We start from the raw sequence: 12,956 nt of genomic DNA, 5'->3' as shown, positions 1-12,956 counted from the left end.
TCTATTTTAATTTACTGATTGTTTTATATTTGAGTCTCAAACTATTGGTTACCACACTTACACTGCTCAAAGCCATGGCAGCTCCGGCAATCATCGGGTTGAGCAAAAATCCTGAAACCGGATACAAAATACCTGCTGCAATAGGTATGCCAATCAAATTGTACACAAATGCCCAGAACAGGTTCTGCCGGATTGTCAACACGGTATGACGCGATAACGACATGGCCTGACCTATTTTTGATAAATCGGACGAAAGAAGAGCGATTTTGGCAACATCTAAAGCGATGTCACTCCCCTTGCCCATCGCAATACTAATATCGGCCTGAGCAAGAGCAGCGCTATCATTGATGCCGTCACCAACCATAGCTACCACCTTGCCTTTACCTTGTAATTCCTTAACGAAGTTGGCTTTTTCAGCCGGAAGAAAATTGGCTTTGTAGCGCGAAATACCCGTTTGAACGGCAATGGCTTTAGCGGCCTGTTCGTTATCGCCCGTCAACATGTAAACGTCTATTCCTCGCTTCTGAAGCTTCTTAATTGCGGGCAGCGAAGACTCTTTTACTGCATCGGCAATAGCGAACGCCGCAAGCAGTTTATGCCGGGAGGCAAAATAGACAACCGTATATGCTTTCAGGTATTGTTCATCAATCCAGATTTTATCCGCTTTGTCAATTTCAATACCTTTTTCAGCAACCATTGCTTCGTTTCCAATGCAATAAACAGCATCGGCAAGAATACCCTCAATACCACGGCCCGCCTGAATTTCAACCTTAACACCGTCGATTAAGTTTGCTGTTTTTTCATGATAACCGGCCATTGCATCGGCAAGCGGATGTTCCGATGATTTTTCTATGGTATACAAAACGTCGTGCAATTCTTTCGATTCGTCGGTAAACCATTTTGCAGCAACTACCTTCGGTTTTCCAACGGTAATAGTGCCTGTTTTGTCCAATACGACAGCGGTAATTTCACGGGCTTTTTCAAGACTTTCGGCATCTTTTATCAGAATACCATTGTGAGCTCCGCGCCCTACTCCCACCATAATTGCCGTAGGAGTTGCCAAACCTAACGCACAGGGACAAGCAATCACCAAAACCGTAACCATTGCCAACAGTCCATGCGTGAAGCCGTTTTCGCCACCCCAGAGCATCCATGCCCCAAAACTCAGCACTGCAATTGCCATCACAACAGGGACGAATACAGCCGCAATTTTATCCACCAGTTTTTGCACCGGTGCTTTACTCCCCTGTGCTTCCTGCACCATTTTAATGATTTGAGCCAGCACCGTTTCTCCTCCAACTTTCTGCGCTTTGAAGCGGAAACTTCCCTTGTGGTTGATTGTACCCGCAAACACGGCATTGCCGGGCTGTTTTTCCACAGGAAGAGGTTCTCCGCTAATCATACTTTCGTCCACAAACGAAGAACCTTCGGTCACCACTCCATCCACCGCAATTTTCTCTCCCGGTTTCACCAACAGAACCATATCCGGTTTAACGCTGGTAACATGCACTTCTACCGAATTACCGTCATTAATAACCGTAACCGTTTTCGGCTGCAAACCAATTAATTGTTTAATTGCCGAAGAGGTATTATTTTTCGCTCTGGCTTCGAGCAGTTTTCCCAACAAAATAAAAGCAATGACCACTGCCGAAGCTTCGAAATAGACATGCGCTTCGAGCCCCCGACTGGTCCAGTAATCAGAAAAGAGAGTGTTGAATACGCTGAAAAGATAGGCGGTTCCGGTACTGAGAGCCACCAGGGTATCCATATTGGACGAACCATGTTTTGCCTGTTTCCAGGCTCCCACAAAGAATTGTCGGCCTAAAACAAACACAACGGGAGTTGCCAGCACCCACAAAATATAGTTGACATAAGGCATCTCCATAAAGAACATGCCCAAAACAACTAACGGCAGCGACAAAGCAATTGCCCAAAGGGTTCGTTTTCGTAGCGACTCGTATTTTTTACGTTGAAGATCTTCAAGGGTATCTCCCTGAGCGGTCTCATCTTCAATCATCAAATCGTAACCTACGGCCTGTAATGCAGCTTTCAGAGCTGCCTCGGAAGTCATTGTAGAGAGATATTCCAGCTGTGCCATACCGTTACCATAATTGACAGAAGCCCCAATCACACCGGGCTGTCGCCCCAAAACCGTTTGGGCACTGCTGGCACAGGAGGCGCACGACATGTTGAGTACCGGAAAGCTCTTTTTCATTACAGGAACATCGTAACCCAGTCCACGCACACTTTTTATTATTACAGGCAACACCTCAGCTCCTTCTGTTGTAACGACTGCCCGACGATTATTAAACTCAACGGCATGATCGATGACGCCCGGGATGTTGTGCAATGTTTTATCCACAATCAGAGCACAATGCTCACTTTCCATACCCGAAACAGGCAAATAGTAAGTCGACTTTGTTGGTTGCATGAGATAACGATTGGTTAGATATATCTGTGAGACGTGCAAAAATCATGCCCGCATTTTTATAGTGCTACAAATATAATATACAACCCTGATAAAACCGAAATATTATTTGAAAATGATTGAATTCCCTTTGGGAACCGTAAGTGTCAAGCCTGTAAAGTCTAAACCTTGGTTTTGAGTCTGCAAACTGAGTGCAACCATTACACATTAAGCAAGAGTAGATAGTTTTTGCAGGGGATAAAACATGAAGTCGTCTCGACTTTTCGTAGATTATAATTTCGCTCCTAACGGAGCTCTTTAGCTCAATTTAATCAATATTTCTACCATAATATCGCTTCTCCGAAGCTAAAAAAAGCTCCGTTAGGAGCGAAATTATGAAAAGTCAAGACGGGTTCTATTACTAAAAAAATGATTCTCATTTTATACACTACAAATTAGTAAATATCTTCAGGAGCAAGTTTAATACCTGTGAGCTGAATTAAATATTGACAAGCCTCATGTAGATCTGGATTACCAACAGACCAAGAATGTATAACATTATAAAAATCAGTATTTTCTCCTTCCAATATCCAGGCAGCTCCATCGCAACCCCATAAATCATGTACATTTTTCTGCTTCCAATAATTCATACCACTAATATATTTATGAAAAACGTTCCATTCTTTCTCCGAAATAAATCTATGTTGATTTACAATAAGCTGTCCTGGATAATAGCCACCTTTACCATTCGTAACTTTCCAAATCAGTTCATATTTTTTATTTTTATCTTTCTCTATTCTAATAATAATTGGATTATGAAATGAACGCAACCACACAAATCGATATACCTCTTTGGATAATAACCGATTAAACAATAAAGGTTCTCTCATAGCATAGAGATATTTGGAATATTCCTTTACATAAACTGTATCAAATTGATGAGGAATAATTCTGGCATAAGATCGTAATGTATCTCCATGATTAGAATAATATGTCGATACTAAAATTGTTGTACTATCTTTATAATGATAGACATATTCCAATTTTGGAAACAAAGAAATGGGAAAATAGAATTGATTACTATCTTTAGGAATGTTATTTGCATCTACTGCAATTCTTGAATCTAGCAATTTCATTCTATTTCCCGAAAAATTCTTATTTTGGCAGGATAATAATATCAAAAAGCAAGGAACAAAAATCACTGCTATTAATAGATTATGTTTCATGTCCATTCTGATTTTTTAGTTTACACTGCCAATCAAATTATTTAATTACCAGATTTTTACCCGCTGATCTTCCGGTATCCACATGGCATCGCCCGGTTTGATATCGAATATTTTATAGAAAGCATCGATATCGGACAACGGGCCATTGATACGGAATTTTGCCGGAGAATGGACATCGCTGCGGATTTGGTTGGCAAGTGCTTCCGGACGGATGTTGACCATCCAGGCCATTCCGTAACCGAGGAAAAAGCGTTTATCCGGATTCAGGCCGCCAATTACCTGATTATTTCTATATTGTGCGGTTTTCTTAAAGGCTTCGTAACCCATGGCAACACCACCCAGGTCGGCAATGTTTTCACCCTGTGTCATTTCACCGTTTACATGCAGACTATCCACTGCAATGTATTTATTGAACTGAGCCACAATCATTTTTGTTTTGCTAAAGAATTTGGTGCTATCCTGGGGAGTCCACCAGTTGGAAAGATTACCGTTAGAATCGTATTTTGCACCCTGATCGTCGAATCCGTGTGTCATTTCGTGGCCGAAGGTAGACCCACCGATAATTGAGTAAAGAATGGCATCATCGGCCATTTTGCGTTCATAACCCGGAACGATGATGTTGCAACCCGGCACCACGATTTCGTTATTAGAAGGATTGTAGTAAGCATTGTAGGTTTGCGGCTGCATATCCCATTCGGTACGATCGACCGGCTTGCCGTATTTGGAAATCATATAATTATAATGCCACTGAGCCACGCGTTTCATATTGGCAGCATACGAACTTTTGTCTATCTGCAGCTTGCTCATATCCTTCCATTTGTCAGGATAGCCTACTTTCATTATCATCACATCCAGTTTGTGTAGCGCTTTGATCTTCGTTTCAGGCGACATCCAGTCGAGGTTTTTGATGCGTTCGGCATACACTTTCTTGATTTCAGTTCCGATCTCCATCAGTTTCTCTTTGGTTCCTTTCGGTAGGTAATCTTTCACATATACCTGACCCACTAAATCACCCAACGATCCGTCCACCTCATCGGTTACACGTTTCCAGCGGGGACGGGGCTCGGTAGTTCCTCTCAATGCTGAACTGTATTCAAATGCGATTTTGAATGTTTTATCGTCCAAATAATCAGAATAAGCACTCATTAAACGCAATTTCAGATAAGATTTCCAGGCCGACAAAGGCATAGTTTTTATATAACCGTTGAGTGCCGTTACAAATTCGGGCTGGCCTACAATAACCGTATCAACTTTGGGCAAGCCCACAATCGCCAATGATTGCTGCAACTCCAGCGAAGGATTTTCAGATGCTACTTTGGCAAAGGTCATTTTATTGTAATTCAACAACGGATCACGGGTATCCTCGCGCTTACGCGAAACCTTAGCCAGAGCCGTTTCCAGTTTCATTACCTCGTCTGCTGCCGATTTTGCCTGTACTTCGCTGTAGCCCATCAAACCGAACATTTTACGGGCATAAGTCAGAAACGCCTCACGCACTTTAGCCGCACGTGCATCGGTGGCAAAATAGTATTCGCGGTCGGGAAGGCTCAACCCGCCCTGACCAATAAATACCGCATGTTTGCTACTTATTTTATCGTCCTGCCCCACGGCAAGACCGTACATGGAACTGGCTCCGATCGTTCGTAAGTAAGCTGCAGTAGTCATCAATTGGTTGATATTGGCTACCTGATTAATCCGTGCCAAATCGGCTTTGAGCGGAGTAATTCCCATACGATTCAATGAGACGGAATCCATTCCGGTTAAAAACAGGTCGCCGATTTTCTGGCGGGCGCTGCCTTTCACACTGTTCTTCATCTTGGCCGATGACACGCAAACGTCGTGTATCTGGGCGTTGATGGTATCCTGAATTATCTGGAAAATACCATTCGATGTTTCACTGGCCGGAATAGGATTCTGTTTGAACCATTTTCCATTGGCATAAAGGAAAAAATCATGACCCGGTGTTTCCGTCAGATCAATATGCGACACCATCGGATCGATAGATTGCGCATTACTCAATGATGATATGCCCAACAAAAAGAGGGGCAATATCGCTGCTTGTTTCAGATTTTTGTTCATATTCAAATAATCATGTCGTTTTGCCATGCACCTTTAGTTGGCAAATTATATCATTTTCAAATTCTCAAATCTTCAAATTAAACACCGATCCACTCTTTCAGACGGTCTATTTCATTATTCATCTGCTCCAGTCCCATGTAGTAGACTTTTTCAAGACGTTTCGGCTTATTTTCCATCCGCGAAACAGGAAGCGTTTCATGGGGCCGGATTACGTAGATACTACCTTCTTTCTCCAGCTTGGCAATCATGTCGAGGGTTTGGTTATATTGGGCTGCGCGGTTGATAATGGCTTCGGCCAAACGCGGATAATAACGATAGTGGTGTTTCCAGAAAGGAAGAAACTTCACCTGATCTTTACGATAAGCAGCATCGCGGGTAAGAATCACCACCAAACGTTTGTGCCCGTCATTAAAAGCCTGCTGCACAGGAATCGAATCGGAGATTCCGCCGTCCATGTAGAATTCATTGTCGATCTTCTTGGGTCTGGCAATAACAGGAAGCGAAGAAGTGACCGAAAGCAATGTTGCAAAACGTTCTTTATCCGTAGCATCCAACGTTTTAAAATCTGCTTTCCCGGTATTACAATCGGTCAGGCCAACTTTCATTGTGACACCGCTTTTCGTGAATGCCTCAAAATCAAACGGGACCAAATGTTCCGGCAAATAGTGGTAAACAAAATGGTCGTTAAAATATTCTCCTTTCGAGAGCAGGTGAAACCAGCTGCAATAGTTGGGATCGGAGACATACTCGTTGACGGCAAGGTTGCGTCCGAACTGTCGCGACACATACGATGCACCGTAATCGGCACCGGCCGACACTCCGATTACATACTTAAAATAGAGTTCCTGTTGAAGAAAAGCGTCCAGCACTCCTGCGGTGTACATTCCTCTGAAGCCACCGCCTTCAAGCACCAGACCGATATCGTTAGGTAAATTATAATTTATCATTCAAATAGAGTAAAGAGTAATGAACAAAGATTAAAGACAGCTTTATCCCCACCCCTTCATTATTAATTGTTAACTATTAATTCTTAATTCAATATTCAACACCGTCACCGCCTGACCTTTGATAATCACGCGGTCTTCCGACAATTCGGTTTTAAGTGTTCCCGTTCTTTTGGAAACCTGTAAAGATGTTAGTTGTTTCTTGCCAAGTTTTTCCGTCCAAAGCGGATTCAGTGCGCAATGTGCCGACCCTGTTACCGGGTCTTCGTCAATCCCCGCCCAAGGCACAAAACAACGCAGTACAAAATCATAGCCCGGAATAGAAGCAGGTGCCGTGATCATCAAATGACCTAAACCGGTTTCGGTAAGCGCGCTGAAAACAGGTGAAGCATTCCGCACGTCCTCTTCACTATTTGCCACTGCAATTACCCAGTTATAACTACTGTCGTACAATTCCACCGGTTCAAACCCAACCAAAGCTGTAAAATCGGGATGCGAAGCTCTTGGAGTCAAAGGATAACGGGGAAAGTTCATTGCCAACCAACCATCCGATTTCGACACCGCCAGATCGGCTCCTTTGGCTTTGAATTGTATTTGTTCGTCAGGAGCTACCCTACCCGTTTCATACAAAATATGCGCGCTGGCAAGTGTGGCATGTCCGCAAAGATCGACCTCCTTAGTCGGCGTAAAATAGCGTATCTGAAACAGATTATCGTGCTGTGGAAAGATAAAAGCCGTCTCGGAGAGATTCATCTCCATGGCAAGCTGTTGCATCCGCTCGGTAGTAATATCGTCCGTTACCACCATTACACCCGCCGGGTTCCCCTTAAACGGTTCTGCCGTAAAGGCATCGACCTGATATAAAAGTTTAGTTTTCAATGTTTAACATTTTAGCATAAGTCCGCGCTCGGGATTATTCATATTATCTCTTCCCCGATTTTCAAAGGGACAAGTGGCTTCCAGCCGCTTGATGGAATAATAAGCAAGCGACTGGGAAGTCGCTTGACCCCTCACAAACTAATCTGTCGTACATACTTATCTGATTTCAAAGTTTCAAAATTCCATCAACAAATGGAATTCTGGAACTTGAAATATTGAATATTGAAATTATACCTCCTTACTCATAAAACAAACATTAAAAGGCAAGTGCGGGTACTCTTTCACAAGGATTTCGCGAAAACCCTGATTCTGGTACCATGCCTTCAGTTTGTCATGTTCGTTAATCAACGCGATACCGATATGTTTAGCGCCGCGTCCTTTTATCAAAGAGGTAGCGAATTTCATCAATTCCACACCCAAACCACGGTTGCGGCATGAGGGGATTACCGATACTTTCTCAATATAAAACGTTTCGGCTTCAGTCTGCGATTCTTCTATGGCAATACAACCCACAGCATTCTCACCTTCGGTCATCAGATAGAGCTCAATGTCCTTTTCCAACTGTCCGCGAAGAGTTTCCGCATCGATAAATGCACTGTTGGTCGGATTGGTTTCCTGGGTAAAACCGAATTGTTGCGCTACCGTTCCATGCGCACTTCTCAGCACTGCCACCGCATCCGACAAATCGGCATCCGGCAAAATACGTTGTAATTGCATAATAACTTAATCTGATTATCGTATCTATCAACTTTATATCATCCCACCCTGAAAAGCATTAAACTACGCCTTGTCCGACCTTGCAGGTCATAAATGGAAGTTTACTTTCACACACAGGTCACAGACCTGCAGTTATGCAAATAAGGCTTTTCAAGCCATCAGGTAAAATCCAATACTCATTCATTTCTTAATGAGACAATTTACCCGCACACTGTGTACTGTGTACTAATTACTGCGTACTAAACTCTATCTCCATTTCGGTTCGGTAGGAATCCGCGTACCGTCGGCAGTGGTATGTTCCTCCAGTGAATTTTCCTTCGATTGAATGGCAATATAAATCATCGGTTCGTCGGAAGTATTGCACATACCACGGTTACCTTGGGGAGCTACACGTACCACGCTTCCCTCTTTGATAGGAAAACAGTCGTCATCCACTTGGTAAAAGCCAGATCCTTTCAGAAAGATATAGGTCTCCTCATTCTTGTTGTGAATATGAAAGTAAGGCACTTCGGTGCGCGGAGGCAACATATTGAACGAGATTTCCGTTCCGGTGGCTCCGGTAGCATCTTTCACAAAAACCTTGCCCTCGATCTCCCGTTTGCTTACCGGATGAATAAGGGAATATTGCAGTATCTCTTCCAGATTACCCAGATCGATGGCTGCATAATTCTGATTTTCAGCTATTTTTTCGATTGACTTCATAAGCTATAGTTTAATAGGGAAATTTGAAACACACGCTCCTTACTGTCTGGCTTTTCGTTCCTGAGGTAAAAGAGCAGAATAAATAAATTTATTGACCGGAACTTCCAGTCCGTATTTTTCGGCCAGACGAACTACTGTTCCGTTCTGGTATTCCAGTTCCGAAGGACGACCTTCCCAAATATCACGGGCAAGCGATGCCGAAGCGTTGTAATCGAAGCTATCGATCACGCCCACCGTCTTCTCTACAAAATCGGGAGCAATATTGACACCCAGCTTTTGCGACAAATCATACACTTCCTGAAAGAGAGCAATCATCATTTCGCGGGTTTCCTTCACTTCGCGAATTCCGCCATACGGTACGCGTGTTACACCCAACAACCCACTGATGCAGATCTGGATAAACTTTTTCCATATATCGGCCTGTATATCGTGCGAAATACGAGCATTGAATTCTGCTTGTTCAAATACTTTCTGCAGTTTCACCACCCGTTCGCTCTTTCCGTTATTCAGTTCGGCAAACACGACGGTAGGATCGACGCCAAAATGGCGGATTACCCCCGGAGCTTCTATCTTGCTGATGATGCGACACAGGCCTCCAAGTACATGATGGACCGGAATAACCGACTGCAACTCTTCGGCTGCCATCACTCCGTTTTGAAGCGGCAGCACCACGGTCTCCTCTTTCAGTAACGGCATCAGCTCTTTTGCCATGTCCTTTACCAACCACGATTTAACGCAAAGCAATATCAAATCCACCTTACCGATAGAAGTAATAGAGTCTGTAGCCTGCACGGGCTGAATGGTAAAATTCTCTTTGATACTCTGCACAATAAGGCCATGGCTCATCATGGCTTCCAGATGTTTTCCTCTGGCAAGAAATGTCACATCATTACCGGCTTTTGCCAGTCGCCCGCCGAAGTATCCACCTACTCCGCCCGTACCAATGATTGCTATTTTCATATCCGTATGACTTTATAAGGTATCTTTTGCAAATGTACTTTATTTTTAGAGTGCTTCCCAAAAAGAGCCGCTAAAATTGTTAATTAGACACTTTCTTCCACTTTTTCTTTCTACTAAAATTTCAATATAGATGCTTGCTCATTAAACGAATTATTATAATCTTTGTAAAAATATCAATTAAAAAAATTCCAAATGAATATCAGATTAGTATACAACAATTTTTTCAAATACCTCAAGCATCCAAATGATGAAGAATGCATATCAACGAATATTCACAAACTAAAGGTTTGTAGTTATTTATACCTGCTCAACCTGGTAGTAATTGTTCTTTTAGTAAGTATCTTACACTTATTGGAATCAACTCATTTATTGGAACCACGCCAACATCAAGTAGCAGATCTATTAACACATAAAAGTTTGCTTATGTCTTTTATTATTGTTGGCATTGTTGACCCCGTAATTGAAGAACTAATTTTCAGATTGCCTCTTCGTTATCAATACAATTATATATTCAAGGCTATTTTTTCTCTTGTTGCTGATTTGGATCGTCTTACACCGGAACAGGAGGAGAGTATAATTACCAATTTCAGACAGAAGTATTTCGGATGGTTTTTTTATCCTATGGCTATACTTTTCGGGTGTATTCATATCTCAAATTTCCAGGGATATAACGAATTGCTTTTATGGATGCCTCTACTTACATCCATTCAGTTTATAGCTGGGTTATTTCTGGGTTATATCCGCATAAAGTACGGATTGATATGGAGCATTTTTTACCATGCTTTCAACAACATGGCTTTTATCTCCATTGCCATTTGCTCTATGCATTCATTCAAAGGCTACCAATCGTCAACTAATACTTATTTTGTATCGATACAACCAACCGCAAGCTCTTCTTCAAACAATATTAATGCTTATCTAAGCAGAATTACACCGGACACTATTTCAGTCCACAACATCCCGGCAAACGATATCATTTGTACACTTAGCCGAACCAGTAGTAAATATGTCAAAAGCTACTCCATGATGCCAATTGACATCGACTTTTACATGAAACACAAGCAACAAAACGCTGATCTTGCCCGAAAATTACTGTTACAGGAAATTCAACGGGCTTTGAAAATTTCCATTACCCACCTTAAAAAGAATGTCAATGTTCAGGAAGCATATATAAGCGATCCTGTCAGGTACAACAAAGCAAAAATGTTAGCCGACGAATGTAATTTATTTACTTTGAATCAAATATGCCGTTTAATGGACAATAGACATTCTCAATACTTTATCACAAGCTCAGACACTATTCATAAAATAGCTTTCTGTCCGAATTCGACAGAATCTTTCGCCAACTTAAAAAAGCGGTTATATGACGAATACGGAATCAGTTTCCGAAATGTAAACAAGAACCTTGAATTTCTCATTATTGATAAAGAATCACTATAACCGACAGATAGTATATCTGCGTTTATTTGACGAAGTGAGAAATACTTCCGCATCCAATAGTGTCCCCTTTTGGCAAAGGGGACGAGCGAAGCGGAGGGGTTAGCATTTATCTCTCATAAATACCAAAATATACCATTATACACATGATATTCAATAACTTACATTACAGGAGATAGAAAAATATCTGCACTAAAATTTGATCTTGAATGAGCTGCAGCATCTCTAACCCATCCCCCTGCGGGGACTTCCCTTTGTCAAAAGGGAAGACTAAATCTGCAATAGCAAGTATTATTTGAAATAGACGACAACTATTTAGAAGACAATTTAAAAAACAAACTATTCCATGCTTGAAGACGGTATTAATTACGAAAAAACGGTTGAGAACCACCGACTGGTTTACAAAGGTCAAACATATGACGTTGTGATGAGTCGTCTTTTCGCGCTGATAGTGATTGTCACTGGTCTCGGAATATCTTACAGTATTGCCAAAGATCAGATAGCAGGACAACCGTCTGTCGATGACTATATAATTGCCATCATCGGTCCGGTTGTAATTCTCATTGGAACTTTTTGGGCTTGTAAAGAACTTCTAATCAGAGACCAGTTAAAAGAGTTGGAAATACATATCAGCACAGAGAAAGCAAAACACAAATTACAGGAAGCAGCTCTGAATCTTCATTGGGATCCTCTGCATGTCACCGACAATTATATGATGTTCTCTACCCGGGGAGTTGGTTCCCGAAAATCTAACTATCAAACAATTACGTTGATTATATTTCTTGATAGTAGAATCTATTTCAACAGTGTCAATACGTCTCTTTCCGATAAACGGTTTCAACACTTCGGTTTTGATGCGAACTACAAACTTATTCAGGAAGAGTATCTTAGAATAGAAAAGGAGTAAAATCATCCTACTTAATCACTTCCAGCCAACGCTCTTTTTCAAATGCCCGGTGTTTCTTACCCCCTCTTTTTTGTTAAAAAATAAAGCGGCAATTATTTGGAAGTTAAAAGGATAATTAGGAACTTTGGTGCTTTAACGAGTAAAATACCGGAATCCATGCATAGTCGCCGTTCTCTTATCTTTTTGCTTTGTTTTTTGTGTATCAGTCTGTTTGCAGAGGCAAAAGACAAACCGAATACCCAATCAAAAATCTTCACCGAAGATCTCTTTGTGAAGGATTTCAGAGGAAACTCAGTTAACTTAAAGAATCTGGCTATCCGTAAAGATACTGTGGTGGTGTTTGCCTGGCGTAAAACCTGCGGGGCGTGTATACGTGACCTCAACTATCTGAAAAGCAAAAACTATCAGCTTATTGCAATTGCCATTACCGAAAACGATGCTATTGAAGCGGAGAAAAAAATAGCCAATAGGTTTCAGTGGAATTTCGATCTCTTTTACGACAGCAAAAGTCGTCTGGTAAACTTCCTCTACAAAAAGGATAATTTCAACAAACGGTATCTCCACAACAACAAAATAGCTTTTGGAGGATTTCCGAATATCTATCTGTTTATCAACGGAGTTCTCGTAAAGCAGAATGCAGACAAATACATTAATCCGGCAGTGAACAAACTCAAATAGTCACTTTGAGCGATTAGCTT

The 12,956-nt window shown here is 41.7% G+C and carries 11 protein-coding genes; 3 read left to right on the top strand and 8 right to left on the bottom strand.

The window, feature by feature from the left end:
- Position 1: 1 nt before the first annotated feature.
- The 8 genes from F8N35_RS11365 to F8N35_RS11330 form a co-directional block, all read right to left on the bottom strand.
- On the bottom strand, positions 2 to 2,431 hold the full coding sequence (locus F8N35_RS11365; RefSeq protein WP_293052934.1) for a heavy metal translocating P-type ATPase: 2,430 nt from the start codon (positions 2,429 to 2,431) through the stop codon (positions 2 to 4).
- Between the two features lie 431 nt (positions 2,432 to 2,862).
- On the bottom strand, positions 2,863 to 3,633 hold the full coding sequence (locus tag F8N35_RS11360) for a hypothetical protein (RefSeq protein ID WP_293052931.1): 771 nt from the start codon (positions 3,631 to 3,633) through the stop codon (positions 2,863 to 2,865).
- 45 nt (positions 3,634 to 3,678) lie between these two features.
- Entirely contained in the window at positions 3,679 to 5,739 is a 2,061-nt protein-coding gene (locus F8N35_RS11355) for a M13 family metallopeptidase (RefSeq protein WP_293052929.1), read from the bottom strand.
- A 50-nt stretch (positions 5,740 to 5,789) separates the two neighbouring features.
- Positions 5,790 to 6,659 carry a patatin family protein gene (locus F8N35_RS11350; protein WP_293052925.1) on the bottom strand — a complete coding sequence of 290 codons (870 nt, stop codon included), beginning with the start codon at positions 6,657 to 6,659 and terminating at the stop codon, positions 5,790 to 5,792.
- A 69-nt stretch (positions 6,660 to 6,728) separates the two neighbouring features.
- Positions 6,729 to 7,535, bottom strand: coding sequence for a PhzF family phenazine biosynthesis protein (locus F8N35_RS11345; protein ID WP_293052922.1), 807 nt, complete (start codon positions 7,533 to 7,535; stop codon positions 6,729 to 6,731).
- Positions 7,536 to 7,763: 228 nt separating this feature from the next.
- Positions 7,764 to 8,252 (bottom strand): GNAT family N-acetyltransferase, encoded by a 489-nt coding sequence (locus F8N35_RS11340; protein ID WP_293052919.1) that lies wholly within the window; start codon positions 8,250 to 8,252, stop codon positions 7,764 to 7,766.
- A gap of 246 nt (positions 8,253 to 8,498) precedes the next feature.
- Positions 8,499 to 8,954 (bottom strand): cupin domain-containing protein, encoded by a 456-nt coding sequence (locus tag F8N35_RS11335; protein WP_293052916.1) that lies wholly within the window; start codon positions 8,952 to 8,954, stop codon positions 8,499 to 8,501.
- 39 nt (positions 8,955 to 8,993) lie between these two features.
- Complete coding sequence (locus F8N35_RS11330) at positions 8,994 to 9,914, bottom strand: ketopantoate reductase family protein (protein WP_293052913.1); 921 nt, start codon at positions 9,912 to 9,914, stop codon at positions 8,994 to 8,996.
- Between the two features lie 423 nt (positions 9,915 to 10,337).
- On the opposite strand from F8N35_RS11330, the gene F8N35_RS11325 reads away from it, so the two are divergent.
- The 3 genes from F8N35_RS11325 (at position 10,338) to F8N35_RS11315 (ending at position 12,936) form a co-directional block, all read left to right on the top strand.
- Positions 10,338 to 11,354 (top strand): CPBP family intramembrane glutamic endopeptidase, encoded by a 1,017-nt coding sequence (locus F8N35_RS11325; RefSeq protein ID WP_293052911.1) that lies wholly within the window; start codon positions 10,338 to 10,340, stop codon positions 11,352 to 11,354.
- 343 nt (positions 11,355 to 11,697) lie between these two features.
- A complete protein-coding gene (locus tag F8N35_RS11320; protein ID WP_293052908.1) occupies positions 11,698 to 12,258 on the top strand; it encodes a hypothetical protein in 561 nt (186 codons plus the stop codon).
- A 156-nt stretch (positions 12,259 to 12,414) separates the two neighbouring features.
- Positions 12,415 to 12,936 (top strand): redoxin domain-containing protein, encoded by a 522-nt coding sequence (locus F8N35_RS11315; protein ID WP_293052905.1) that lies wholly within the window; start codon positions 12,415 to 12,417, stop codon positions 12,934 to 12,936.
- Positions 12,937 to 12,956 lie beyond the last annotated feature (20 nt).

The sequence above is a fragment of the Paludibacter sp. genome (genome assembly GCF_009712605.1).
Taxonomy (GTDB): domain Bacteria; phylum Bacteroidota; class Bacteroidia; order Bacteroidales; family Paludibacteraceae; genus Microbacter.
This window is presented reverse-complemented; position numbering and strand designations above follow the sequence as displayed.

What these genes read in the sequence shown, in the direction of transcription:
- F8N35_RS11325 (WP_293052911.1), top strand. Translation starts at nt 10,338, where the DNA reads ATGTCTTTTATTATTGTTGGCATTGTTGACCCCGTAATTGAAGAACTA.
- F8N35_RS11320 (WP_293052908.1), top strand. Translation starts at nt 11,698, where the DNA reads ATGCTTGAAGACGGTATTAATTACGAAAAAACGGTTGAGAACCACCGA.
- F8N35_RS11330 (WP_293052913.1), bottom strand. Translation starts at nt 9,914, where the DNA reads ATGAAAATAGCAATCATTGGTACGGGCGGAGTAGGTGGATACTTCGGC.
- F8N35_RS11360 (WP_293052931.1), bottom strand. Translation starts at nt 3,633, where the DNA reads ATGAAACATAATCTATTAATAGCAGTGATTTTTGTTCCTTGCTTTTTG.
- F8N35_RS11350 (WP_293052925.1), bottom strand. Translation starts at nt 6,659, where the DNA reads ATGATAAATTATAATTTACCTAACGATATCGGTCTGGTGCTTGAAGGC.
- F8N35_RS11335 (WP_293052916.1), bottom strand. Translation starts at nt 8,954, where the DNA reads ATGAAGTCAATCGAAAAAATAGCTGAAAATCAGAATTATGCAGCCATC.
- F8N35_RS11315 (WP_293052905.1), top strand. Translation starts at nt 12,415, where the DNA reads ATGCATAGTCGCCGTTCTCTTATCTTTTTGCTTTGTTTTTTGTGTATC.
- F8N35_RS11365 (WP_293052934.1), bottom strand. Translation starts at nt 2,431, where the DNA reads ATGCAACCAACAAAGTCGACTTACTATTTGCCTGTTTCGGGTATGGAA.
- F8N35_RS11340 (WP_293052919.1), bottom strand. Translation starts at nt 8,252, where the DNA reads ATGCAATTACAACGTATTTTGCCGGATGCCGATTTGTCGGATGCGGTG.
- F8N35_RS11355 (WP_293052929.1), bottom strand. Translation starts at nt 5,739, where the DNA reads ATGGCAAAACGACATGATTATTTGAATATGAACAAAAATCTGAAACAA.